This is a genomic window from Clostridium sp. CM038 (assembly GCF_055081105.1).
In genome coordinates this window covers 2,434,603-2,459,228 of the sequence record NZ_CM143651.1, presented here as the reverse complement: position 1 = coordinate 2,459,228, position 24,626 = coordinate 2,434,603, and the positions used below count along the sequence as shown (strand labels likewise).

Sequence of the window (24,626 nt, the reverse complement as noted above, 5' to 3'; positions counted from 1 at the left end):
CAATAAGTAATAATGGCAATAATTTTTTTAAAAGAGCTTTCAAATAATCAGTCCTTTCTTCAATGACCATTTTAACGGAAAATAACAATAATTTCAATGATTTTTGTAAAAAGTTTTTATGAATATTATGTAATTAATATGAAAATTAAGTGATTGTATGTATATAAGTATAGACTTGATTAAAAGAATATCGTAGTTTGGCGTCTCAACCATGTCCTTGCCATCTGGCAGAAACAGGGGACTGCATATTATGTTCACAGCTAGCAGGTAAAGATTTCTGCGACTGCTGCAACTTTAATGGGGTATGTATATATCAAGAATATGTTTCAAACAATTTTAAAGCTAAAGAGGGTAGGAAATATTATCATTGTAAAATATTAGAAAAAAATAAATTAGAGGACAATGTTATTATACTTACAGTAGGTGCAAGTGATAAATTGGTAAGTGAATTAGTTTATGCGGGAAGTTATATTTTTGCACGAAGACCAGATACAGAAACGAGGTTTGATACGCCAATATCAATATTGGATACGGATACCAGAAATAATACTATAACTATTGCTATAGAACTTAAGGGGACTAAAACCAAAGCATTAGATTTGTTAAAGCTAGGGGAAGAGTTGCTTGTAAAAGGGCCATTTTGGAATGGTACTTTAGGACTAAAAAACATATATAAAGTTAAAAATAGTATATGCTTAATTGTAGCACGAGGTATAGGGCAGGCACCTATGATACCAGTACTTAAATATTTGCATGCAAATAATAATGAAAATATAGTTGTGCTTGATAATTCCCCTTATAAAAATAGTTTTGTGAGTGAGTATTTAGAAAAGTATGCTTCAAAAGTTATACAGTGCAATACTATAGAGAATGGAAGAGTAACAGATGAATTTAATAATATATTAAATGATTTAATTAGTAATAATAACATTAGTTTAGTTCACTGTGATGCTGCAGATGTTTTAAATTATGAATTGATGAAGGTCGTAGAAGATATGGACAAAAACATTAAATATTCTTGTTGTAATAATGCCAAAATGTGCTGTGGAGAAGGTGTGTGTGGCTGTTGCACAAGAATAAATAACGACCTTAAATTAAGGCGGCTCTGCAAAATGCAGACAGAACCTAAATATGTATTAGAAGGGAGGAGAATATTTTGAAGGTTATCGTAATTGGTGGTGGGTGGTCTGGTTGCAGCGCGGCAATAATAGCAAAAAAAGCAGGAGCTACGGTTGCGTTATATGAAAAAACAGATATGCTCTTAGGACTTGGCAATGTAGGCGGTATAATGAGAAATAATGGAAGGTATACTGCGGCAGAAGAAATGATAGCGCTTGGGGCAGGAGATTTAATACATTTGACTGATGAAAACACTAGACATAAAAATATTGATTTTCCGGGGCATAAACATGCCTGGCTTTACGATGTAAACAAGATCGAACCAGCAGTAGTAAAATATTTAAAAGCTATGGATATAGAATTAAACATGATAACAAGAGTGGTAGATGTTGAAAAAGAAGGCAATAGAATAAAAGGAATATATCTATCAGACGGGGAATATGTTGAGGCAGATGTATTTATAGAAACTACAGGTTCAACAGGGCCAATGGGTAACTGCTTAAAATATGGAAATGGATGTTCAATGTGTATTTTAAGATGTCCAGCTTTTGGGCCAAGGGTAAGCATAAGCTACAGAGCAGGAGTTGAAGACTTAAAAGGAGAAAGACAAGAAGACGTATATGGAGCTTTTAGCGGCTCGTGTAAACTAGCTAAGGATTCTTTAGCCGATGACGTTGTAAAACAACTAGATGAAGCAGGAGTGGTTGTTTTGAAGATTCCAGAAGAAGATATAAATTTAGAAAAACTTAAATTAAAGGTATGTCAGCAGTATGCCCTTAAAGAATTTGCAGAAAATGTAATTTTATTAGATACAGGTCATGTAAAGCTTATGACTTCATATTATCCATTAGATAAGTTAAGAAAAATTAAAGGACTTGAAAATGCAAAATATATAGATCCATATGCAGGGGGAAAGGGAAACTCTATAAGGTATCTATCAGTAGCTCCAAGGACAAATAGTATGAAGGTTATAGGCCTGGATAATTTGTTCTGTGCAGGCGAGAAGTCTGGATTATTTGTAGGTCACACAGAAGCAATGATAACAGGGGCTTTAGCCGGACACAATGCCATAAGAAATTATATAGGAATGCCTCTTTTGATGTTGCCAAGGTCCCTTGCCGTTGGAGACATAATGGCCTATGCGAATGAAAAAATGAAATCTAAAGAAGGAAGAAGAAACAGATATACTTTTGCGGGAGCGGGGTATTTTAAGAGAATGCAAGAACTTGGACTTTATACTTTAGATAAAGATGAAATTAAGGGGAAAGTAGAAAAACTAAATTTAACTAATATATTTAATGAAAAACTTATATAAAAGAGGGTTAGTAGTATATTTTACAAGGTAATACACACAATATTCTCATGTGGAAAAGATTTATTATATACGGATTTTTAGGGCTTTTAGCAGAGATTTTGTGGAATGGGTTTGGAGCAATGATTAAGGGCGATGTATTACTTAGGGGCACTACCTGTATCTGGATGTTTCCTATATATGGGCTTGCTGTATTTCTTGAACCTGTGCATTATAGGATAAAACATCTTCCGCTTATTGTGAGGGGAGGCATATATATGGTCCTTATATTTGCAGTAGAATTAATTAGCGGACTACTGCTTAGGGCGTTTTTAGGTGAGTGTCCATGGAACTATGTAAATAAAAAAAATTCAATATGTGGGATAATTACATTAGGTTATGCACCGGTATGGATGGCCTACGGAATTATGTTTGAAAAAATACATGATGTTATAGTACGCATTGAAAACAGTCTCAGTGGTAATGCTAATTAGGTTTAGATTAGGTCTTAAAAATTATAAAAACTTGATGACGTAGGTTTAATGTAACAAGTACATTAAACTTACTTCATCAAGTTTTCGTTTATTATATAGGAAACAGCTTGCGGAACTGAAATGATGCATTAATAGAAATATTTGCTTTTTTCTTTTTTATTATGAGTTTACTGTTAATATAATTTGAAATTGGAATTTAAAAATAAATGTATAGCATTTTATAAGTATAGTAAAGTAATAACATAGCTAGAATACCCACTATAATCCAAAAAACAGCTAGTTTATAATCGTTTTTTTTTACCTTTGGAGTGAAAACATCAACAATATTATTAAGTGGTTTATTAATTTCTTCATGTATAATTTTTTTAAAGTCATTGTCCATTTAATACACCTCATTAATCAATTACTTATTTATATATATTATCTACATATAAATTAATATTCCATTTGTGAATAATTCCATGATTATTATAAATTTTATCATTCAATTGTGGAAATAAACTAAAATAATTGATTGTAAAACTAAAACTTTGACATATATGAAAATAAATTCTAAGTAAAGATGCTGGGTATAATAAATATTATATTGAGGAAAATAATAAAGTGAATGTAAAGAATTTTAACACAAATATCGTTATTGAGGTAAAAGTTTCAGACTTTATTTAAAAGCGGAACATAATTAAATTTGAAGGGAGTTTTAACGATGCCTGATCATCAACATGTTGGAGGTAGTAAAAATAGTAATATTGATGTTAAACGCGACGATATCAATAAACCTAAGAAAAGCAAAGGGGATAAGAAAAAACCACCTTTGTATGAAAATTTCAATGGAAAAACCCTTGATTAGGTTATAAAACTAGTGGCTAGTATTGCGTGCCTAAATCAAATGAATACATGTGGCTTAGATTATATTAGATATATGAAGGAGGTTAATAATATGCAAAAAGGCAAAAAAAGTGAAGTTAATGGTCAAGAAATTAATATTGGGACTAAAAGAACAGATGCTAGCGATAAGCAGAAAGGTGTGAAGAAAGTAATTAAAATAAATTTTCATACTAAAAGCTACAGTTTTTTTAGTTTAAAGTCTTAACTATAAAAAGAAAAGGAGTGTGATTTAATGATAAGTAAAATAGAGGATTTTATAAGTGAAGGTTATAAAATAATGAAGTTTGAACGTGATATTGATAAAGTTACTGGTCAAGAGGTAGGGAAGATCGAAGTTAAGGCGTTAGACGGATATAGGCAGTATATAACCTTAGATGATAATTGTGCCGATGAAATAGAAAAAAAATTATTTGAATATTTAAAAAGTAAATAGTAAGGTTCTCTAGCTACCAAATCCATAAACGATTATGTAGTAATAAATTATGTATAACGAAAATGATGTTAATAAGATATGCTTATAACTATAAGCATATCTTATTCAGACCGTTGACAAACATAAAATGTAAAACACTCTAATTTAAAATCGGAGTGTTTTTTTTCATATTCAAAAAGGATTTTAGGACATCAATGTCGAATATATAGTATACAAACTTTATAATTCGGAGGGCATTATTATGATTAATGAAAAGAACTTCACACAACAAAAACTAGAAATGGTGTATTTAGAAGATTTAGTTCCTAAAGACCATATTCTGAGAAATATAGATAAATACATGGATTTCTCTTTTATAAGAGAACTGACTAAAAAATATTACTGCTTAGATAATGGAAGACCTGGCGTAGATCCTATTATACTTTTTAAAATGCTGTTTATTGGGTACTTATTTGGAATAAAATCTGAACGACAACTTGTAAAGGACATTGAAGTAAATGTGGCTTATAGATGGTTTCTAGGACTAAGTCTTACTGATCCTATTCCAGATCATTCAACAATTAGCCAAAATAGACGTAGACGGTTTAAAGGTACAGATGTGTTTCAAAAAATATTTGACGAAGTAGTATTTAAGGCTATAAATCTTAAGATGGTAACCGGTAAAATACTTTACACAGACTCTACACACCTAAAAGCAAATGCTAATAAGCGAAAGCTTGTGAAAATTGAAGTTGAAAAAACGCCGAAAGAATATGTAGCTGAACTTAATAAAGCAGTGGAAGAAGATAGAATAAACCATGGTAAAAAACCTTTAAAGGAAAAAGAACCTGTTACCAAAATAAAAGAAACTAAAGTTAGCACAACCGACCCCGACAGTGGATATATGATGAGAGATGGCAAGCCGGAAGGCTTCTCATATTTAGATCACAGAACTGTCGATAGCAGACATAATATAATTACTGATGTGTATGTTACTCCTGGAAACATAAATGATGTTGATCCTTATATCGATAGATTAGATGTGCAAATAAAAAAGTTTAATTTTAATACAAAATATGTTGGTGCAGATGCTGGTTATGCTACAAATCTTATATGTAAAGAACTATATGAGAGGGAATTAAAATCTGTAATGGGATACCGTAGGTCTCCACATACAAAAGGAATGTACACAAAAAATAAATTCCAATATGTTAAAGAGCAGGACATTTACGTATGCCCTGACTTAAGGGCTTTACATTATAAAACGACAACAAGAGAAGGATATAAAGAATATGTTGGTAATGCAAAATATTGCGAGATATGTCCAAATAGAGCTCAATGCTTTTCTGCAAAAAGCAAGTTTAAAACTATTAGAAGACATGTTTGGGAAACGTATAAAGAAGATGTTGTAAAGTTCACCAGAACAGATAAAGGCAGAAATATATATAGAAGAAGAAAAGAAACTATAGAGCGAAGCTTCGCAGATTCAAAACAACTGCATGGGCTTCGCTATTGCCATATGCGTGGATTAGAAAATGTGCAAGAGCAGTGTCTGCTTACAGCAGCAGTGCAGAATATGAAAAAGATAGCTAGCCTGCTATCTTTACTGTTTTTTGATTTTCTAACTAAGAAGATAGTTGTTATTTTACATTTACCCATAACTCAAAATGCTATCGCATAATTGCATGTAAAAAACCCAGTATAATAAAAAAATTATACTGGGTTTGTAAACAACCTGAATAAGATATGCTTATAACTATAAGCATATCTTATTTTTTTTGTTAGACCGGCAGGTGAGTATGCAAATACACGAAAAATTCATTTGCTAATATTTGTGTGATAAGCTATTTAAGGTTATAATTATTTTACAGTTTAAAAATAAACAAAAAAATATCTGTTTTTAATAAGGGTAGGAGGAATTTTAATTGAAAAAAGTTGTGGTTATTTTTAATGGAGGAACAATCTCTATGACGGTTGACCAAAGAATAAAGGCTGCGGTTCCAACGCTAAGTGGAGAAGAAATAATGTCTATGGTTACGGGAATTGAAAATTATGCAGAAATAGAATCACATACTTTTTCAAATTTACCGGGACCTCATGTGACACCGGAACTAATGATGGATTTATCTAAATATATACAAAGTTTTTTATGTAGAGACGATATATGTGGGGTTGTAGTTACTCATGGTACAGATTCACTTGAGGAAACAGCGTATCTGTTACACCTAACTATTGATAATCCAAAGCCTGTAATTGTTACAGGATCAATGAGAAATAGTTCGGAGCTTGGATATGATGGCCCAGCAAATTTATCAGCTTCCATCTGTACCGCTATTTCGGAAGATGCACGTAATAGGGGCGTATTAGTATGTTTAAATGACGAACTTAATTGTGCTGGAGAGGTTACTAAATCACATTCAATGCACTTAAATACTTTTCAGAGCCCAGAGTTTGGACCAATAGGGATTATAGATAATAATGAAGCAATATTCTATAGGGAAAGTTTAAAAAAAGAACATATTATAACAGAAAAAATAGAAACTAGAGTAGATTTAATAAAAGCTTGTGCTGGGATGGATTCGAAATTAATTGACTTTTGTGTGCAGCAAGGGGCAAGAGGGATTGTTATTGAAGCTATGGGAAGAGGTAATATTCCACCTAAAATGGCGGATGGAGTAAAATCAGCTATAGAAAATGGAGTGACAGTAGTTATGGTATCTAGATGTTTTAAAGGACGAGTATTAGATTCTTATGGATATCCAGGTGGTGGAAAAGAACTTAGAAATGATGGTGTGATTTTTGGAGATAGCCTGCCAGGCCAAAAAGCTAGAATTAAACTTATGCTTGCACTTGCAAGTACAACTAGGAGAGAAGAAATTAAATGCATATTTGAAAGCGGTCGGTACAAAAGCCGAATTTAAAAAACAAATTAAGCTTAAATATTCGTGATGGTATTGACGTACATGCCTATTTTTGTTATTATGTTTGTATAAAAGTAAAATAACCACTATGGTTTATTAATAACCATAGTGGTTTTATTTTGTATTGCAAACACATGGAGGGAAACTAAATGGAATATTTTAAATTGAAAGAAAACGGAAGTGACGTAAAAAAGGAAGTTATTGGAGGGATAACTACATTTTTAACCATGGCATACATTATTGCGGTTAATGCAAACACATTAGGTAATCCTGGTGTAGGAATGCCTGTACCCGCTATAGTAACTGTAACTTGTTTAACAGCGGCTTTCGCTACTATATTTATGGGGTTATATGCTAACTTGCCCTTTGCTTTAGCACCAGGAATGGGATTAAATGCATTCTTTGCATATACTGTAGTAATAGGAATGAAAGTTCCGTGGCAAGTAGCATTAGCAGCTGTCTTTGTAGAAGGAATTATTTTTATTATATTATCATTAACTAATGTTCGCGAAGCTGTAGTTAATGCTATACCAACAACTTTAAAATTGGCAGTTACCGCAGGTATTGGACTTTTCATTGCATTTATTGGTTTTGTAGATGCTGGTATTGTAGTTACTAATAAAGCAACAAAGGTTTCTATGGGTAGTTTTAGAAGTCCTACAGTATTAATAACTGTAATAGGAGTAATTATAATAGTGGTGTTGTCTAAAAAGAAAGTTAAAGGGGCTATATTATGGGGAATAGTTGCAAGTACAGTATTGGCTTGGTTATTTGCAATAATATTACCAGAAGCTGCAGCAACTTATAAAATAGGTACACCACAAGGTATATTTAAATTTGAATCAATAAAACCAATTGCAGGTAAACTAGATTTTTCATACTTAACTGATACAACTAGAATATTGGGATTTATGACAATAGTCTTAACGTTTTTATTTGTTGACTTTTTTGATACTGTAGGAACTTTAGTAGGAGTTGCTTCAAAGGTTGGAATGCTTGATAAAGATGGTAAGGTAAAAAATGCTGGACGTGCGTTACTAGTAGATGCCGTTGGTACTACTGTGGGAGCTTTTCTTGGTACATCAACTGTAACCACTTTTGTAGAAAGCTCAGCGGGAGTTGCAGAAGGTGCTAGGACTGGACTCGCTTCCGTTGTAACAGGAATATTATTTTTAATAGCAATGTTCTTTTCACCTTTGTTCATTGCAATACCATCATGTGCAACTGCACCTGCTTTGATAATTGTAGGATTCTTTATGATGGAGAATATAGTTAAAATAGATTTCAGTGATTTTACAGAGGGAGTTCCTGCTTTCCTAACAATCGCATTAATGCCTTTGACTTATAGTATTGGAGATGGTTTAACTATAGGTATTCTTTCTTATGCGGTGTTAAACCTAGTAAACAATATATTTACTAGGGATGCTAGTAAAAAGAAGAAGGTTTCAGTTGTAATTTATATCTTAGCAGTATTGTTTATTATCAAATTAATTGTAACTGGTTAAATTATCTGTAAAGCAGTAATAATATGTGTATTATGAATATACTAGAGCATGATAGTATAACTTATCGTGCTTTAGTATATTTTTTAACGAAAATTTAGAAGTCATTAATATTGTAGTTTTGAATATAATAAATAACTTCGACAGTGATTTAACGCGGATAAGTAAAATAACTGTAACAAGGTTAGTGCCGCCCGAATAACATAATAAAAGAAATATATAAAGGGTGATATTATGAAAATAAATAATAGACTATCCAATGTTTATGAATATCATTTTAAAAAGATTAACGATAAAAAAAATGAAGCTTTGCTGAATGGGAAAAAAATTATTGACCTTAGTATAGGGGATCCAGATTTAACAGTTCATTCAAAAATTACCGATGCCTTAATAGAGGGATTAAAGGATGATAGATATAATAATTACCCTCCCTACGATGGGTTAATGGAACTTAAAAAAGCAGTTATAAGGTACTATAATCAGGTTTACAGCGTAAGTCTAAGTTTGGATGAAGTAATAATTCTTATAGGATCAAAAGAAGGTATAAGCAATATAATACCAGCTGTATGTGATATAGGGGATTGTGTAATAGTGCCTGAGCCTGCATATCCTGTTTACAGTACTTGTTCAAAACTCTGGGGTTGCGTGCCATATACTGTAGCCCTAACACAAAACAATGGATATATGATGAATCTTGAGGTCATCCCCGAAGAAATTGTTAAAAAATGTAAGCTTATTTTTATAAATTATCCCAATAATCCAACAGGTGCAGTAGCGGGTTCTGAGTTCTATAAGAGGATTATAAAGTTTTCTTATGATAATAATATTGTTTTATGCAATGATTCAGCATATAATGAAATAATTCAAGTAAATAAAAAAAATATAAGTCTTATGCAATATGATTTAAAAAGGAAATGCGTAGAGTTTGGAACTTTATCTAAAACTTACAATATGACAGGGTATAGAATAGGGTATGCTGTAGGTAATGCTAAGGTAATAAACTCTCTTTTAAAGATAAAAAGCAATTGTGACTCTGGTCAATTTATTCCAATTCAAAAGGCTGCTATTGCTGCTCTTAATTTAGAACGTGATTATATTCATAATACAAGAAAAATATATGATGAAAGACGTGAAGTTGCTAAAAGTGTTTTGCTACAAAAGAATGTTGATTTTTTTGATGCAGAGGGCACTTTTTATTTGTGGTGCAAAACACCTAAAAATTATACAACAAATGAGTATTGTGAAGAATTATTGGAGAATTATGGGATTGTGGTTACGCCTGGAAATGTATTTGGAAAACTTGGATACGATTATTTCCGTATAGCATTGACTAAAGATAAGCTTATTATTGAAAAAGCTTTAAAATCTCTAAAAAAATGTGGTGATTAATATTATTATTGGTATAATATAAATTATATAGGAAATATTTTAATATAAGGATGAGCTGTTTTTAAAATAAGTCGATTTATAATTTGATAACATTTCAGAAGGAAAATATCCTACTTATATAAGTGGGAGGTACATACTATAACAAAGAGAAAACTTCAGTAGAAGTATAAATTCCCTTCTGAATTCGTTAATATTGAATCACTTAAGTGAGAATTTAAAAGTATTTTTTTATATGAAAATCGTAATAAAGTGAGAACTTATAATTTTAGCTTGAAACTTAGGTGATAGTTTATGTATAATTATAAAGATTCACAATGAACATTGGAAGGATGCGTTGTTATGATTAGGAGTATGACTGGGTTTGGAAGAGGAAGTTGTGAAAAAGATGGTAAAAGCTTTACCATAGAGATTAAAAGTGTCAATCATAGATATTTCGAAACTAATATAAGAATGCCTAGAGTATTAATAGCGTTTGAGGATAAAATTCGGAAGATAATTGGTGAAAAAGTAAAAAGGGGAAAGCTTGATGTTTTTGTAACTCAAGGGAATTATGATAAGGAAGATGTTGAGGCTTATTTGAATGAAAAATTAGCTGAAAGCTATATAAACTGCTTTCGAACATTAAAAGATAAATATAATCTGGATGGCGACATTCTAGTTGACACAATAGCTAGATTGCCGGAGGTAATAACTCTTAAACAAAAGGAAGAAGAGGGTTCAGAAACTTTTGATCAGATTGAACAATCACTAAAAAAAGCTCTTGAAGCTCTTCTTTTTATGAGAGAAAGAGAAGGCCAAAAATTATTAGCGGATGTTATCATTAAATGTGATTTAATCAATGGGTTAGTTGAAAAAGTCAAGGAAAGAGCACCGTTTATTGTTTGTGAGTATAAAGAAAAACTAGTTCAAAAACTAAATGCTTTGCATAAAGAAGTAGGGTTTGATGAGAATAGAGTTGCCATGGAAGTTGCGATTTTTGCTGACAAAGCTGGAATTGATGAAGAAATTGTAAGATTAAATAGTCATATAGAGCAAATGAAGGAAACTTTAATTTTAGACGAACCAATTGGCAGAAAGCTTGATTTCATTATTCAAGAAATGAATAGAGAAACTAACACTATAGCATCAAAAGCAAATGATTTAGAAATTTTAAATACAGTAATTAATATGAAAAGCGAAATAGAAAAAATTAGAGAACAAATACAAAACATAGAATAAACAGGAGGCACACGATGAGTATAAAATTGATAAACATAGGTTTTGGGAACATTGTTTCAGCAAACAGATTAGTAGCCATAGTTAGTCCTGAATCGGCTCCAATTAAAAGAATAATTCAGGAAGCGAGAGATAGAGGTATGCTAATTGACGCCACTTATGGAAGAAGAACCAGAGCAGTTATTATAACTGATAGTGATCATGTTATTCTATCAGCTGTTCAACCTGAGACTGTTGCGCATAGGTTATCTGTTAAAGATGATGAAAGGTTAGACGAGGTTGATGAATAATGAGGAGTAAAGGACAGCTAATTGTTATTTCAGGCCCTTCTGGTGCTGGTAAAGGGACTGTATGCAAGGCGCTTCTCGAAAAAAACAATTTTTGGATTTCGGTCTCTGCGACTACAAGAAGCCCAAGAAGCGATGAAATAGAAGGAATAAACTATTATTTCATAACTAAAGAGAAATTCCTAGAAAAAATCGCATTAGAAGATTTTCTTGAATACGCAGAGGTTTATGGAAATTGTTATGGTACTCCTAAATCTGAAGTTCTAAAAATATTAGATGGCGGTAGGGATGTAATACTAGAAATAGATATTCAAGGCGCACTTAAGGTGAAAAGGGCTTATCCAAGCGGTTTATTTATTTTCATTCTTCCACCGTCTATGGAGGAATTGAAAAATAGAATTACAAATAGGGGCAGTGAAACGCCAGAGTCCTTAATTACTAGATTTACATCGGCGCATGAAGAAATTAGTTTTGTATCAAAATATGATTATGCAGTTGTAAATGACACTGTAGATAATGCTTGTGAAAAAATTCAAAGCATTGTAATTGCAGAAAGATGTAGAGTCGATAGAATGAATGGAGATTTTCTAAAGGAGGAAATTAGTAATGAATAATTCAATGATTAACCCATCAATAGTAAATTTATTAGAAAAAGTAGATAATAGGTATTCGTTAGTTGTAGCAACATCAAAAAGAGCAAGACAAATAATAGAAGGTCAAAGCCCACTTGTACAGGTAGATTCCACAAAGCCAGTTACTATATCTATACATGAAATTTATGAAGGAGCTATTGTGGCGATGACAACAAAAGAAGGAATAAAATAGTATGGAAAACAAAAAGACAGTAGTTATTGGTGTAACAGGTGGGATAGCAGTATATAAGGCTTTAGATGTTATTAGTAGATTAAGAAAAGAAAATGTTTGCGTACATGTTATCATGACTAAAGCGGCGTCGGAGTTTGTAACCCCTCTAAGTTTTCAATCTATGAGTCAGAACATTGTCATTCATGATATGTTTGATGAGCCTAAAGCATGGGAACTACAACATATATCTCTTGCTAAAAAAGCAGATCTATTTGCTGTAATTCCAGCAACGTCCAATATAATTGGTAAAGTTGCAAATGGGATTGCAGATGATATGTTAACTACTACTATTATGGCAACAAAGGCACCAGTGATTTTTGCTCCAGCAATGAATGTCAATATGTACAATAATCCAATACTGCAAGGTAATATTCAAAAGCTTAAGGCTTTTGGATATGATTTTATTGCGCCAACATCAGGAAGACTCGCCTGTGGGGACATAGGAGAAGGAAAGTTAGCACAAACTGAAGATATTTTTGAAGAAATCATGAGCAAGTTGTATCCTATAAAAGATATGAAAGGCACTAAAGTTTTAGTTACAGCTGGGCCTACAATTGCGCCTATTGATCCTGTAAGATTTATAACAAATAGGTCAACAGGCAAAATGGGATATGCAATTGCGAGAGAAGCTAGAGATAGAGGGGCAGTTGTAACTTTAGTATCTGGACCATCTGGTGAAAAAACACCTTTTGGTATAAATGCCATAAAGGTTAATACTAATGAAGAGATGAGAACTGCTGTAATAGATAATTTTTACGATAGTGATATAGTTATAAAAGCAGCAGCTGTATCTGACTTTAAGCCTAAAACATACTGTAGTAGCAAAATTAAGAAAAGTGGAAATGGATTAAACTTAGAATTTGTGCGTGATAATGATATTTTAAAAGAATTAGGATCGCTTAAGAAGAATCAAGTATTAGTGGGTTTTGCAGCTGAGAGTAATGATTTGCTACAAAATGCGCAATCAAAACTTCTTAAAAAAAATTTAGATTACATAATTGCCAATGATATAACGGGAACAGATATTGGGTTTGGAACTGAAGATAATAAAGTGATTATTTTAAGCAAAGACAATAGTCCAATAACAATAGACAAAATGCCAAAAAAAGAAGTTGCTAGGGAATTGTTTGATTTAATAAATAAAAAGCGCTAATGCGCTTTTTTATGTTATATAAAATCATAAAATTAAAAGGGTGATTAAGTGTATCAGTATGCTGGAGTTGTGGTGAATAATGATTCGGTTCAAGTGGATAAGGTTTTTACATATAAAATACCTATTAGATTAATAGGCAGTGTCCATTTAGGATTTAGAGTTAAAGTGCCATTTGGTAGAGGAAACAGGACAGTGGACGCTTTTGTATTGGAACTTTATAAGCAATGTGAGAATGTGAAGAATATTAAGGAGATAACAACTATATGTGATGAAATGCCACTCCTTAAAATAACTGATATTGAACTTGTAAAGATTATGAAAAAAAAATACCTTTGTACATATTTGGAATGCATAAAAGTTATTATTCCAAGAGGTATAACAAAAGGTATAAAGAATAAGACGATGCAAGTATTAACTGCGAGCAAGGAACTAGAAGGCAAATTTTTAAATGAACCTTACAAAAATATTTATGAGATAATACAATTAAATAATATGAAATATAATAAGACTGAGTTCAGTAAAAATTTTAATAAATCACTGTCATCAATAAATACAATGATTAAGCATGGATTCTTAACCACGCAAGAGGTTATAATTAATAGGTATAGCGAAAAAAACTATTCTAGGTATGAAGAAAAAACACTAAATGAAAGACAACAGCAGTCAGTTGAGTTTATAATAAATTCTAAGGCGAAAAAATTCTTGATACATGGAGTTACAGGTAGTGGAAAGACTGAGATATACATGAATTTAGTTAGTTATATGTTAAAAGAGAATAAGCAGTCTATAATACTTATACCAGAAATATCGTTAACCCCACAAATGGTTGAAAGGTTCAAAGGTAGATTTGGACGTGATATAGCAGTTTTTCATAGTAGGCTATCAGATGGTGAGAGATATGACGAATGGATGAGAGTAAAGCTCGGAAATGTTAAAATTGCTATTGGGGCAAGGTCAGCTATATTTTTACCTTTTGAAAACTTAGGATTAATTGTTATAGATGAGGAACATGAAGCGAGTTATAAATCCGACAGTAATCCAAAATTTGATGCTCGTGAAATAGCTTATATGAAATGTGAACTAGAAAATTGCAAATTAATATTGGGGTCAGCTACTCCATCTATTGAAAGTTATTATAGGTCTACCATAAAGGAATTAGAATTAATTACTATTAATGAGAGGGCAGATGGTGCTGCCATGCCAAAAGTAGAAATCGTTGACATGCGCGAAGAGTTAATGAATAACAATCGTTCAATATTTAGTAAGCCACTGCATGAGGGTATTATTGAATCTCTAAGCAGAAACGAGCAGGTGATTTTGTTTTTAAATAGAAGAGGTTTTTCGACCTTCGTATCCTGTAGGAAATGTGGTTATGTTTTCAAATGCAAAAAATGTGATATATCATTAACCTACCATAATTCAAGTGAATACCTAACTTGCCATTATTGTGGAGAAAAAGAAAAAATAAGTAAAACATGTCCTAATTGTGGAAGTAGTTATGTTAAATATTTTGGAGTTGGAACAGAAAAAATTGAGCAAGAAATTAATAGGATTTTTCCAAGTGCAAAAACTCTAAGAATGGATTTTGACACAACTCGGAAAAAAAATTCTTATGAATATATATATAATACCTTTAAAAATAAACAGGCAGATATTTTAATTGGAACTCAGATGGTTGCTAAAGGATTAGATTTTAAAAATGTTACTTTAGTAGGAGTAATAGCTGCGGATTTATCATTGAATTTACCGGATTTCAGGGCTTTTGAGCGGACGTTTCAACTACTTACTCAAGTCTCAGGAAGAGCAGGTAGAGGTAAGAAAGAAGGCAAGGTAGTTATCCAAACATATAATGCTGACAATTTGACCATACAGTATGCAGCGGAGAATGACTATGATAGTTTCTATAAAAATGAAATCATGATGAGAAAAGTTATGGACTATCCACCTTTTACAAGTATTCTAGTCATAACTATGAGTTCTGAGGATGAAAATTTGTTAATAAAAAGTACACAAAATGTTGGTGAAAATTTAAAATATAAGATTAAAAACAATGATAAAATTACATTGCTAGGTCCATGCCCTTGTGGAGTTTCAAAAATTAAAAATTTCTATAGATGGCAAATTATAATTAAAGGAAATATTGAACAAACAATTGCAGAGGAAATAAAAAAATCGGTTTATGAATTGCTTAAGAATGTTTATACTAGTATACGAGTTAGTATAGATATTAATCCAAGTAACATGATCTAACAGCACCTTTGGTGATAATTAATGACAAGGAGGTTTTCGTATGGCTATAAGAACGATTAGAACCTATGGCGACGACATATTAAGGAGAAAAAGTAGAGTGGTAGATGAAATTAACCCTAGGATTCTATTATTAGTTAAAGATATGAAAGAAACTATGTATAAGTCTAAGGGAGTAGGGCTTGCTGCACCGCAGGTTGGCATTTTAAAGAGGATAGTAGTTATTGATGTTGGTAATGGACCTATGGCAATTATTAACCCACAGATTGTAGAAATACAAGGTTCACAAATAGACAATGAAGGTTGTTTAAGCATACCAGGAGTACAAAAAAATGTAGATAGGCCAGAAACAGTAAAAGTGAAGGCATTAAGTGAAAATGGAGAAGAGATAATAATAGATGGAGAAGGTCTTCTTGCAAGAGCACTCTGCCATGAAATTGATCATTTAGATGGGATATTATTTATAGACAAAGCAATAGAGGGTGAGGAAAAATAATATGAAGATAATTTTTATGGGTACGCCAGAATTTTCAGTGCCATCCCTTTCGCAACTTATAAATGAATTTGAAGTTTCTGCTGTTTTTACTCAGCCTGATAGACCAAAAGGAAGAGGTAAAAATTTAGCAATGTCCGCTGTTAAACAGTTAGCTGTGACTTATAATATACCGGTATATCAGCCTTTAAGACTCAGAAATAATGAAGAAATGATAGAAATGATTAAAAACTTAAAACCGGATTTTATTGTAGTAGTAGCGTTTGGACAAATCCTTCCAAAGGAAGTGCTTAGTATTCCTAAATATGGATGTATAAATCTACATGCATCTTTATTACCCAAATATAGAGGCGCGGCTCCTATAAATTGGTGTGTTATTAATGGTGAGAGTAAAAGTGGAAATACAACAATGCTTATGGATGTTGGTCTTGATACAGGTGATATACTTTTAACAGAGGAAATGGAACTGCCAGGTGTTATGTCTGCGGGAGAATTGCACGATATTCTTATGAATAGCGGAGCACAACTTTTAGTTAAAACAATAAATGGTATAGTAAGTAACGAAATAGAGCCAGTTAAACAGGAAAATGAATTTAGTTCATATGCTTCTAAGTTAGGCAAAGAAATGGCAAAGATAAATTGGGAATGTAGTAATGTTAATATTCATAATTTTATAAGAGGATTAAATCCATGGCCAATTGCATATACTCATTATGAGAATACAGTAATGAAAATATATAAGTCAAAAGTAATAAACGAACAATCAAATAAAATGATTGGAAGTATTATAGAGGTTTCAAAAGAAGGATTAAAGGTAGCGACTGGTAGTGGTGTTTTACTTATTGAAGAGATACAATTTCCGGGTAAGAAGCCTTTAAAAGTAAGGGATTATATAATAGGAAATAAGATAAATGAAGGTTCGATTTTGAAATAAGAAGGGGTGAAATAATATGCTTTTTTAGGATAATACTATGGTTGTATTATTGCCAGCTATAATTATATCAGGCTTAGCACAACTTAAAATTAAGTCTTCATTTAGTAAATACTCAAAGGTAAATAGTGCAAATGGATATACAGGGGAGAAGGTAGCTAGAATGCTACTTGATGATGGAGGGCTTTTTGATATACCAGTGGAAATAGTAGGTGGAAAGCTTACTGACCATTACGACCCTTCTAAACGAGTTATGAGGCTCTCCAAGGAGGTTTATAATGGGACAACAGTTGCAGCTATAGGGGTTGCGGCTCATGAAACTGGGCATGCGCTTCAAGACAAAGAAAAATATGCGCCTTTAAAAATAAGGAACGCTATAGTGCCAGCAGTTAAATTTAGTTCTAATGCATCCTGGTTACTATTTTTAATAGGAATAATTTTAAGTGTACCTTCTCTAGTAAATATTGGAATTATATTATTTTCAGCAGTGGTAGTATTCCAGTTAATTACCTTGCCAGTTGAATTTAATGCATCTAGTAGAGCACTTACAATTTTAGAATCCAAAAGTATACTTTATGGAGATGAAATAAAAGGAGCTAAAGCAGTATTAAGTGCAGCCGCTATGACATATGTGGCTGCAACACTTATGGCAGTTTCTCAGCTTATACGTCTTGTTCTTTTAAGTCGCGATAGATAAAATCAAATAGAAAATTGAGGTAATAACATGAACAATAGTAGGTTAGTAGCAATTGTAGTTATAGAAAAAGTAATAAATGAAAACGCTTATTCTAATATAGTTTTAGGTCTGGAACTTAATAAATCCGATTTAAATGATAAGGATAAAGCGTTAGTTACAGAAATAGTTTACGGTACTTTAAAATATAAATACACAATAGATAAAATATTGAGCAGTTTTTTAAAAAAAGGCTTTGAAAAGGTAGATAGTTTTGTTTTAAACATATTAAGAATATCAATATATCAAATTAGGTTTTTGGATAAAATACCAAGTTTTGCTGTGGTTAATGAGGCTGTAAACTTAACAAAAAAGATGAGTAATGTAGGAGCGGCACAATTTGTTAATGGAGTACTTAGAAACTATCTAAGGGGCGACACCGCGGTGTATTATAATGAAAAAAATGATATTGAAAGATTATGCTTTGAGTATTCCTTCACTAAGGCTTTAGTTAAACTCTTTATAAAGCAATATGGGATTGAAAGCGCTGAGAAAATTCTAAGTGGCTTAAATCAAAAACCTGATGTTACAGTTAGAGTTAATACTCTGAAATTAACTTATGAGGAAATATGGGAAAAACTTATAGAAAATGGGTATAATATAGAAAAAGGCTATGCGTGTTCTGAGGCAATACGAATTATTAAAGGGAAAAATATAGAGAATAACCTTTTATTTAATGAAGGAAGTATAACAGTCCAGGATGAAAGCGCAATGCTTACAGCTCTTTCTATGGACCTTTTGCCAAATCTAGAAGTATTAGATCTTTGTAGTGCACCAGGTGGAAAGACAACACACATTGCAGAAATTATGAAAAATACAGGACATATTTTTGCATTTGATTTACATGAAAATAAGTTATCATTAATAAAACAAAATTTAAATAGAATAGGAATTGTAAATACAACTTGTGATGTTATGGACGCTACAATTTATGATCCAAGTTTACTTCAATCTGCAGATAGGGTACTTATTGATGTACCTTGCTCTGGTCTTGGAATTATTAGAAAAAAACCTGAGATAAAGTGGAGTAAACATATAAAAGACATAGAAAATATAATTCACACACAAAGAAAAATAATGGAGAATGCTTCAAAATACATAAAAAAAGGTGGAGTACTTGTATATTCAACATGTACCCTTAATAAGGAAGAAAATGAAAGCAATATTGAATGGTTCCTAGAGTCTCATTCAGAATTTAAGATTGAACCAGTATTTTACGGTGAATTTGATAATATAAACTATAGTGATAAAGGGTATGTTACTATATTACCGAATGAATACATGGATGGATTTTTCATAGCCAAAATTATAAAATCATAGTAGGTGTATAAAATGATAAATATATTAGATATGAATTTAGTAGAGTTAAAGCAATGGATGAAAAGTAATGGGGAAAGTGAATTTAGAGCTAAGCAAGTATTAGACTGGATTTATAAGGGAATATGGGAATTCGAAAATATGAATAATATTCCGCTCAGTATAAAAGAAAAGTTAAAAAATAATTTTTACATAGGAATACCTGAGCTCGTAGAGGAATATACTTCAAAACAAAATGATACAAGAAAATATCTTTTCGCTTTAAACGATGGTAATTTAATTGAATGCGTTGTTATGAAATATAAACATGGGAACTCTATATGCATATCGACTCAAGTTGGATGTAGGATGGGATGTAAATTTTGCGCATCTACCATTGGAGGAATGATTAGAAATCTAACTCCAGGGGAAATGCTAGCTCAAATAATGAAATCACAGCATCTAATTAATGAGCGAATTTCTAATGTTGTATTAATGGGAAGTGGGGAGCCATTTGATAATTTTCATAATGTAATAAAATTTCTTGAAATTGTGAATTCAGAAAATGGGTTAAATATTGGTCAAAGACATATAACTATTTCTACCTGTGGTATCGTACCAAAGATTAAAGAGTTTGCTGATATTAACTTGCAAACGACACTGGCTATTTCACTTCACGCATCTACGGATGAGATTAGAATGAAGAGTATGCCAATTGCAAATAAGTATTCTATTGCAGAAATTATTGATGCATCTAAATACTATATAAATAAGACTAATAGACGCATAACTTTTGAATATGCTCTTGTAAAGGGTCTTAATGATAGCACGCAAGATGCAGAAAAATTAAGTGTATTGTTAAAGGATATGTTATGCCATGTTAATTTAATTCCAGTTAATGAAATAGAAGAGAATGAATTAAAAAGGTCTTCAAATGATGACGTTGCTGAGTTTAAGAGGGTACTTGAAACTAATAATATCCAGACAACAATAAGGCGCGAAATGGGCCTGGATATTAATGCGGCTTGTGGTCAACTTCGGAGAAGCTATATTAAAAGTGAAAACTTAAATGAGGGGGTGTAAAAATGCTTGGGGTTTTATCTGATGTTGGAAATGTTAGAAAAACAAATGAAGACTCGGTAGGCTATTTTGAAGATACTAATTTTGGTATTTATGCTATAGCAGATGGTATGGGTGGTCATAATGCAGGAGAAGTTGCAAGTCAGCTAGCTATTAAGGTTATAATAGAATATATAAAGAAGAATCATCATGGTTTAGATCTCAAAGAAGTGCTTTCTGAAGGAATAAAATCTGCAAACAAGAAAATTTATGACATGGCAAGTGGTAATGATTCGCTTAAAGGGATGGGGACAACTATAACAATCTGCTTTAAAAAACAAAATGAAATGGTTGTTGCAAATGTAGGTGACAGTAGTTGTTATATTATTGATAATAACAAAAAATTATTAAAAATTACAAGAGATCATTCTTTGGTACAACAGCTTTTAGATAATGGTACTATAACTGAAGAAAAAGCTAGAACTCATCCGAATAAAAATATTATTACAAGGGCACTTGGAACAAATGAGTTAGTAGAAGTTGATTTATTTGATGTTAATTTGACCAATATATTCAAATGTATTTTATGCACAGATGGCCTTACTAACGATGTGACTTATTCTGAAATGTATGATATTATTATTAAAAATGAAAATGACAATATTTCTAGCTGTAAAATGTTGGTGGATTTAAGTAAATCTAAGGGTGGACGCGATAACATATCGGTTATCGTATTTGAAGGAGAGTGCAGAGATGATAGGAACCATATTAGGGAGTAGATATGAACTCCTTGAAAAAATTGGAGAGGGTGGAATGGCGATAGTTTATAAAGCTAAATGTCGTTTGCTCAATCGTTATGTTGCTGTAAAAATATTAAAAGAAGAATTTTCAAATAATATAGATTTTATGGATAAATTTAAAAAAGAGGCTTCATCCGTAGCTAGTCTCTCATCAAATAATATAGTTAATATTTATGATGTTGGACAAGAGCGAGATATTAACTACATTGTAATGGAATATATAAAAGGAAAGACTTTAAAGGAAATTATACTTGAAAATGGTAGTATGAATTATGATCAAATAATAGACTATGGAATGCAAATTGCAAAAGCACTTGAGTGTGCTCATAAGAATAACATTATACATAGAGATATAAAACCTCATAATATTTTAGTGACTGAAGATGGAACGGTTAAAGTTACAGATTTCGGTATAGCAAAAGCTGCTAGTTCTGTAACTATAACTAATACCAGCACAGTGATGGGATCAGCTCATTATTTTTCACCTGAACAAGCTAAAGCAAGTTTTGTAGATTGTAGAACAGATATTTATTCTTTTGGAATAGTTCTTTATGAGATGTCTACAGGGCAAGTACCTTATGATGCAGAAAGTCCTGTATCAGTAGCATTAAAACATATACAGGAACAAGTTGTGCCACCTAAGAAAATAAATGGTAATGTTCCTGAAAATTTGAACAAATTAATATTAAAGGCTATAGAAAAAGAACCTATAAAGAGGTATCAAACTGCGAATGAGATGTTTTTAGATCTGCAGAGAATACAAAAGAATAGTTCATATACTATCGCAACAAATAGCATGGAAAATGAATACACTAGGGTTATGGCAGCTGTAAATGTAGATGACTATGAAAAAGAAGATGATCATGAAGAAGAAAAAGAAGAAGTAGTAGAAAAAGAACAAGTAATTAAAAAACCGAAGTCTAAAAATAACAAAAAAAATAAAACGATAATAATGGCTTTTGTTGCAATAATTTTATTGATTGTTTTAGGTAGTGTTGCGGGAGTCACATTAAAGAACTATCTTACTGACAAGCAAGTTAATGTGGCAGATAAGATATTGGTGCCTAAAATTATTGGCTTAGATAAGGTAGAGGCAGAAAAATTAGTTGTAGAAAAAGGCTTGAATTTTGTAGTGGCTGGAGAAGAAAATAGCGAAAAACCCGAAGGCGAGGTACTGTTATGTTTTCCTGATGAGGGAACAGAATTAAAGGCTAAGGGTGAAGTAAGAGTTACGGTGAGTAAAGGGCCTGCAAGTTTCAAAATTCCTTCTGTCAAGGGGACTGATAAAGCTTCGGCTACTGCTATTATTGAACAAAATGGATTGGTGCTAGGAAATGTAACATCTGAATTCAATGATTCCATTGCTAGTGGTTTAGTAATAAGCCAAAACCCAGATCCGGGTAGTTTAGTTCAAAAAGGCGATAAAGTAGATTTAGTAATAAGTAAGGGTGTAGAGATTAAATTAACAAAGGTTCCAAATCTAAATGACGTATCTTTAAATGATGCAGAGAGAGTATTGCAAAATGCAAATTTAAAATTAGGTGAGCGACACCCGGTGGTAACTCATGATAAGTCACTTGATGGTAAAATATTCAATCAAAGTATTGCTGCAAATACGGAAGTTACGGAAGGTAATTCTGTAGGAGTTAATTATTACAAGTATGAAGAACCTAAAAAAGAACAATTTGATGTTCCAGACTTTAAGGGGAAAACTGTTAAAGCAGCACGTGAGTCAGCTGCACAATCGAATATAAACATAGTAGTTTCTGGTAATGATGAAGATATCATTGAGTCGCAAGACAAGGAGCCAGGGACTAAGGCAAATGTTGGGGATACTATAACTTTAACATCTAAGGCTGCGGAAGTTCCAGTAACTCCTGAAACACCTCCAGCAACAACTGAAACACCCCCAGCAACAACTGAAACACCCCCAGCGACTCCTCAATAAGAATAAGTAATTACAAGATATATGAAATATATTCAAAAATATTAAATAGAAGGTAAATGGTGAGGGATATATGCAAGGAGTAATCATAAAAGGTGTAGGCGGGCTATACTTTGTAAAAGTTCAAGACAAAGTCATAGAATGTAAGGCAAGAGGGAAGTTCAGGTATACTGGGCTTTCCCCTGTTATTGGTGATAAAGTGGAAATAATGCTTGAGACAGATGAGAGCAAAGGTGTAATTGAAAAGATTTTTCCAAGAGAGACTGAGATGATACGTCCAGTGGTTGCTAATGTTACTCAAGCTTTTGTAGTTTTTGCCTTTAAACAACCTGACTTAAATATGGATTTGCTCAATAAATTTCTAGTGCTTTGTGAACATTACAAGTTAAAGATAGTTCTTTGTTTAAATAAGTTGGATTTAGTTGAGCAAGTTGATGAGGGCCTTATAAAAGAATTAAAAAGCGTAGGATGTGACATAGTATTTTTAAAAGCAAAAGAGGGTGATGGACTTTCTGAACTTAAGACTAGAATAAAAGATAACATTACCGTTTTTTGTGGACCGTCTGGAGTTGGAAAGTCAACTATACTTAATAGTATACTTGGAAGAGAAGCTATGAAAACTGGAGATATAAGTAAAAAATCGCAAAAGGGTAAGCACACTACAAGGCACAGTGAACTTATTGAATATGAAGAAGGATTTTTGTTAGATACTCCAGGATTTTCAGCCTTAAGTTTAGATTTCATTGAGAAAGAACAATTACAAGATTGTTTCCCGGAATTTGAAAAACATAGATGTGAATGTAGGTTTTCTAATTGCATGCATTATAAAGAACCTAACTGTAGAGTTAAGCAAGCTGTAGAAGATAATGAAATTTACAGGGATAGATATAAATTTTATATAAAGACATTAGAAGAAATTATTGCTAGGGGGAATAAAAAATGATAAAAATATCACCATCTATATTGTCAGCGGATTTTTCAAGGCTAGGGGAACATATTAAGCAGCTAGAAGCGTGCGGTGCTGATATGATTCATATTGATGTAATGGATGGTATGTTTGTACCTAACATTTCTTTCGGTATTCCAGTTATTAAGAGCATTAGAAAACTAACAAAATTACCATTTGATGTGCATCTTATGATAGAAGAACCGTCTAGATATGTAGAAGACTTTGTAAATTCGGGAGCTGACATTATAACTGTCCATTATGAAACCGATAGGCATATTGATAGAACTATTAATTACATAAAAAGTTTTGGGATTAAAGCGGGTGTTGCATTAAATCCTGCTACACCTGTAGAATGCATAAAACATTTAATGAGTAATCTTGATATGGTACTTATTATGTCAGTAAACCCTGGATTTGGTGGGCAAAAGTATATTGAATACTGCTCGGATAAAATTAAAGAAGTTAGAGATCTTGCAGATATTTATAATAAAGACATTATGATTCAAGTAGATGGTGGCATTGATGTAGGTAATATTCAAGAAGTTGTTAATAGTGGTGCTAATGTTGTTGTGGCTGGGTCGGCAGTATTTAAGAATGATGAAATTGAGAAAAACATAAAAGCATTAAGATTAGGTATTTAA

Annotated in this window: 26 protein-coding genes; 25 read left to right on the top strand and 1 reads right to left on the bottom strand. The window is 32.0% G+C overall.

The features are described from left to right. Positions 1–197 precede the first annotated feature (197 nt). Genes ACWJKS_RS11385 through ACWJKS_RS11375 form a run of 3 tightly spaced genes read left to right on the top strand, consistent with a single transcriptional unit; the run spans position 198 to position 2,904 of the window. Entirely contained in the window at positions 198–1,160 is a 963-nt protein-coding gene (locus ACWJKS_RS11385) for a sulfide/dihydroorotate dehydrogenase-like FAD/NAD-binding protein (protein WP_216302523.1), read from the top strand. Beyond that, on the top strand, positions 1,157–2,434 hold the full coding sequence (locus tag ACWJKS_RS11380) for an FAD-dependent oxidoreductase (RefSeq protein WP_216302524.1): 1,278 nt from the start codon (positions 1,157–1,159) through the stop codon (positions 2,432–2,434). Before ACWJKS_RS11385 ends, ACWJKS_RS11380 begins: the two co-directional genes overlap by 4 nt. 47 nt (positions 2,435–2,481) lie before the next feature. Then, positions 2,482–2,904: a putative ABC transporter permease gene (locus ACWJKS_RS11375; protein ID WP_165413674.1), complete on the top strand. Its 423-nt coding sequence runs from the start codon at positions 2,482–2,484 to the stop codon at positions 2,902–2,904. 196 nt (positions 2,905–3,100) lie between these two features. Here ACWJKS_RS11375 and ACWJKS_RS11370 read toward each other — a convergent pair whose 3' ends face one another. Then, a complete protein-coding gene (locus ACWJKS_RS11370) occupies positions 3,101–3,286 on the bottom strand; it encodes a hypothetical protein (RefSeq protein ID WP_165413675.1) in 186 nt (61 codons plus the stop codon). Between the two features lie 321 nt (positions 3,287–3,607). Here ACWJKS_RS11370 and ACWJKS_RS11365 point away from each other — a divergent pair, with 321 nt between their 5' ends. The 22 genes from ACWJKS_RS11365 to rpe all read left to right on the top strand — a co-directional run bounded on the left by ACWJKS_RS11365 (position 3,608) and on the right by rpe (position 24,626). After that, a complete protein-coding gene (locus tag ACWJKS_RS11365; protein WP_165413676.1) occupies positions 3,608–3,751 on the top strand; it encodes a hypothetical protein in 144 nt (47 codons plus the stop codon). A gap of 90 nt (positions 3,752–3,841) precedes the next feature. Beyond that, a complete protein-coding gene (locus ACWJKS_RS11360) occupies positions 3,842–3,994 on the top strand; it encodes a hypothetical protein (protein ID WP_462959601.1) in 153 nt (50 codons plus the stop codon). A 27-nt stretch (positions 3,995–4,021) separates the two neighbouring features. Continuing rightward, positions 4,022–4,222, top strand: a complete 201-nt coding sequence (locus tag ACWJKS_RS11355) for a hypothetical protein (RefSeq protein ID WP_165413677.1) — start codon at positions 4,022–4,024, stop codon at positions 4,220–4,222. A gap of 241 nt (positions 4,223–4,463) precedes the next feature. After that, the gene (locus tag ACWJKS_RS11350; RefSeq protein ID WP_462959600.1) at positions 4,464–5,882 is read left to right on the top strand and encodes an IS1182 family transposase; all 1,419 of its coding nucleotides are present in this window, start codon (positions 4,464–4,466) and stop codon (positions 5,880–5,882) included. A gap of 244 nt (positions 5,883–6,126) precedes the next feature. Next, positions 6,127–7,122, top strand: coding sequence for an asparaginase (locus ACWJKS_RS11345; protein ID WP_165413678.1), 996 nt, complete (start codon positions 6,127–6,129; stop codon positions 7,120–7,122). 149 nt (positions 7,123–7,271) lie between these two features. After that, positions 7,272–8,627, top strand: coding sequence for an NCS2 family permease (locus ACWJKS_RS11340; protein WP_165413679.1), 1,356 nt, complete (start codon positions 7,272–7,274; stop codon positions 8,625–8,627). Positions 8,628–8,858: 231 nt separating this feature from the next. After that, complete coding sequence (locus tag ACWJKS_RS11335) at positions 8,859–10,013, top strand: aminotransferase class I/II-fold pyridoxal phosphate-dependent enzyme (protein ID WP_216302525.1); 1,155 nt, start codon at positions 8,859–8,861, stop codon at positions 10,011–10,013. Between the two features lie 339 nt (positions 10,014–10,352). Further along, complete coding sequence (locus tag ACWJKS_RS11330) at positions 10,353–11,231, top strand: YicC/YloC family endoribonuclease (RefSeq protein WP_165413680.1); 879 nt, start codon at positions 10,353–10,355, stop codon at positions 11,229–11,231. 14 nt (positions 11,232–11,245) lie between these two features. Continuing rightward, positions 11,246–11,518, top strand: coding sequence for an extracellular matrix/biofilm regulator RemA (gene remA / locus ACWJKS_RS11325; protein WP_165413681.1), 273 nt, complete (start codon positions 11,246–11,248; stop codon positions 11,516–11,518). Continuing rightward, positions 11,518–12,129: a guanylate kinase gene (gene gmk / locus ACWJKS_RS11320; RefSeq protein ID WP_165413682.1), complete on the top strand. Its 612-nt coding sequence runs from the start codon at positions 11,518–11,520 to the stop codon at positions 12,127–12,129. Before remA ends, gmk begins: the two co-directional genes overlap by 1 nt. Then, a complete protein-coding gene (rpoZ, locus tag ACWJKS_RS11315) occupies positions 12,122–12,340 on the top strand; it encodes a DNA-directed RNA polymerase subunit omega (RefSeq protein WP_165413683.1) in 219 nt (72 codons plus the stop codon). The genes gmk and rpoZ overlap by 8 nt, the downstream gene beginning before the upstream one ends. Before the next feature lies 1 nt (position 12,341). After that, positions 12,342–13,532: a bifunctional phosphopantothenoylcysteine decarboxylase/phosphopantothenate--cysteine ligase CoaBC gene (gene coaBC / locus ACWJKS_RS11310; protein WP_216302526.1), complete on the top strand. Its 1,191-nt coding sequence runs from the start codon at positions 12,342–12,344 to the stop codon at positions 13,530–13,532. 48 nt (positions 13,533–13,580) lie between these two features. Next, entirely contained in the window at positions 13,581–15,782 is a 2,202-nt protein-coding gene (gene priA, locus ACWJKS_RS11305; protein WP_165413685.1) for a primosomal protein N', read from the top strand. 40 nt (positions 15,783–15,822) lie between these two features. Then, a complete protein-coding gene (gene def / locus ACWJKS_RS11300; protein WP_165413686.1) occupies positions 15,823–16,275 on the top strand; it encodes a peptide deformylase in 453 nt (150 codons plus the stop codon). A 1-nt stretch (position 16,276) separates the two neighbouring features. Beyond that, the gene (gene fmt / locus ACWJKS_RS11295) at positions 16,277–17,206 is read left to right on the top strand and encodes a methionyl-tRNA formyltransferase (RefSeq protein ID WP_462959599.1); all 930 of its coding nucleotides are present in this window, start codon (positions 16,277–16,279) and stop codon (positions 17,204–17,206) included. A gap of 37 nt (positions 17,207–17,243) precedes the next feature. Continuing rightward, entirely contained in the window at positions 17,244–17,900 is a 657-nt protein-coding gene (locus tag ACWJKS_RS11290; protein ID WP_462959598.1) for a zinc metallopeptidase, read from the top strand. A gap of 27 nt (positions 17,901–17,927) precedes the next feature. Beyond that, positions 17,928–19,256 (top strand): 16S rRNA (cytosine(967)-C(5))-methyltransferase RsmB, encoded by a 1,329-nt coding sequence (gene rsmB, locus ACWJKS_RS11285; protein WP_462959597.1) that lies wholly within the window; start codon positions 17,928–17,930, stop codon positions 19,254–19,256. Positions 19,257–19,268: 12 nt separating this feature from the next. After that, positions 19,269–20,315 (top strand): dual-specificity RNA methyltransferase RlmN, encoded by a 1,047-nt coding sequence (gene rlmN, locus ACWJKS_RS11280; protein WP_165413690.1) that lies wholly within the window; start codon positions 19,269–19,271, stop codon positions 20,313–20,315. 2 nt (positions 20,316–20,317) lie between these two features. After that, positions 20,318–21,070 carry a Stp1/IreP family PP2C-type Ser/Thr phosphatase gene (locus ACWJKS_RS11275; RefSeq protein WP_462959596.1) on the top strand — a complete coding sequence of 251 codons (753 nt, stop codon included), beginning with the start codon at positions 20,318–20,320 and terminating at the stop codon, positions 21,068–21,070. Continuing rightward, complete coding sequence (gene pknB / locus ACWJKS_RS11270; protein WP_216302531.1) at positions 21,045–23,039, top strand: Stk1 family PASTA domain-containing Ser/Thr kinase; 1,995 nt, start codon at positions 21,045–21,047, stop codon at positions 23,037–23,039. The genes ACWJKS_RS11275 and pknB overlap by 26 nt, the downstream gene beginning before the upstream one ends. Before the next feature lie 70 nt (positions 23,040–23,109). Further along, the gene (rsgA, locus tag ACWJKS_RS11265) at positions 23,110–23,979 is read left to right on the top strand and encodes a ribosome small subunit-dependent GTPase A (protein ID WP_165413693.1); all 870 of its coding nucleotides are present in this window, start codon (positions 23,110–23,112) and stop codon (positions 23,977–23,979) included. Next, the gene (gene rpe / locus ACWJKS_RS11260; protein ID WP_165413694.1) at positions 23,976–24,626 is read left to right on the top strand and encodes a ribulose-phosphate 3-epimerase; all 651 of its coding nucleotides are present in this window, start codon (positions 23,976–23,978) and stop codon (positions 24,624–24,626) included. The genes rsgA and rpe overlap by 4 nt, the downstream gene beginning before the upstream one ends.

Excerpts from the sequence above, each read along its gene's own strand:
- ACWJKS_RS11375 (WP_165413674.1), top strand. The coding sequence starts at position 2,482 with ATGTGGAAAAGATTTATTATATACGGATTTTTAGGGCTTTTAGCAGAG.
- ACWJKS_RS11370 (WP_165413675.1), bottom strand. The coding sequence starts at position 3,286 with ATGGACAATGACTTTAAAAAAATTATACATGAAGAAATTAATAAACCA.
- ACWJKS_RS11365 (WP_165413676.1), top strand. The coding sequence starts at position 3,608 with ATGCCTGATCATCAACATGTTGGAGGTAGTAAAAATAGTAATATTGAT.
- ACWJKS_RS11360 (WP_462959601.1), top strand. The coding sequence starts at position 3,842 with ATGCAAAAAGGCAAAAAAAGTGAAGTTAATGGTCAAGAAATTAATATT.
- ACWJKS_RS11355 (WP_165413677.1), top strand. The coding sequence starts at position 4,022 with ATGATAAGTAAAATAGAGGATTTTATAAGTGAAGGTTATAAAATAATG.
- ACWJKS_RS11350 (WP_462959600.1), top strand. The coding sequence starts at position 4,464 with ATGATTAATGAAAAGAACTTCACACAACAAAAACTAGAAATGGTGTAT.
- ACWJKS_RS11340 (WP_165413679.1), top strand. The coding sequence starts at position 7,272 with ATGGAATATTTTAAATTGAAAGAAAACGGAAGTGACGTAAAAAAGGAA.
- ACWJKS_RS11335 (WP_216302525.1), top strand. The coding sequence starts at position 8,859 with ATGAAAATAAATAATAGACTATCCAATGTTTATGAATATCATTTTAAA.
- ACWJKS_RS11330 (WP_165413680.1), top strand. The coding sequence starts at position 10,353 with ATGATTAGGAGTATGACTGGGTTTGGAAGAGGAAGTTGTGAAAAAGAT.
- remA (WP_165413681.1), top strand. The coding sequence starts at position 11,246 with ATGAGTATAAAATTGATAAACATAGGTTTTGGGAACATTGTTTCAGCA.
- gmk (WP_165413682.1), top strand. The coding sequence starts at position 11,518 with ATGAGGAGTAAAGGACAGCTAATTGTTATTTCAGGCCCTTCTGGTGCT.
- rpoZ (WP_165413683.1), top strand. The coding sequence starts at position 12,122 with ATGAATAATTCAATGATTAACCCATCAATAGTAAATTTATTAGAAAAA.
- coaBC (WP_216302526.1), top strand. The coding sequence starts at position 12,342 with ATGGAAAACAAAAAGACAGTAGTTATTGGTGTAACAGGTGGGATAGCA.
- def (WP_165413686.1), top strand. The coding sequence starts at position 15,823 with ATGGCTATAAGAACGATTAGAACCTATGGCGACGACATATTAAGGAGA.
- fmt (WP_462959599.1), top strand. The coding sequence starts at position 16,277 with ATGAAGATAATTTTTATGGGTACGCCAGAATTTTCAGTGCCATCCCTT.
- ACWJKS_RS11290 (WP_462959598.1), top strand. The coding sequence starts at position 17,244 with ATGGTTGTATTATTGCCAGCTATAATTATATCAGGCTTAGCACAACTT.
- rsmB (WP_462959597.1), top strand. The coding sequence starts at position 17,928 with ATGAACAATAGTAGGTTAGTAGCAATTGTAGTTATAGAAAAAGTAATA.
- rlmN (WP_165413690.1), top strand. The coding sequence starts at position 19,269 with ATGATAAATATATTAGATATGAATTTAGTAGAGTTAAAGCAATGGATG.
- ACWJKS_RS11275 (WP_462959596.1), top strand. The coding sequence starts at position 20,318 with ATGCTTGGGGTTTTATCTGATGTTGGAAATGTTAGAAAAACAAATGAA.
- pknB (WP_216302531.1), top strand. The coding sequence starts at position 21,045 with ATGATAGGAACCATATTAGGGAGTAGATATGAACTCCTTGAAAAAATT.
- rsgA (WP_165413693.1), top strand. The coding sequence starts at position 23,110 with ATGCAAGGAGTAATCATAAAAGGTGTAGGCGGGCTATACTTTGTAAAA.
- rpe (WP_165413694.1), top strand. The coding sequence starts at position 23,976 with ATGATAAAAATATCACCATCTATATTGTCAGCGGATTTTTCAAGGCTA.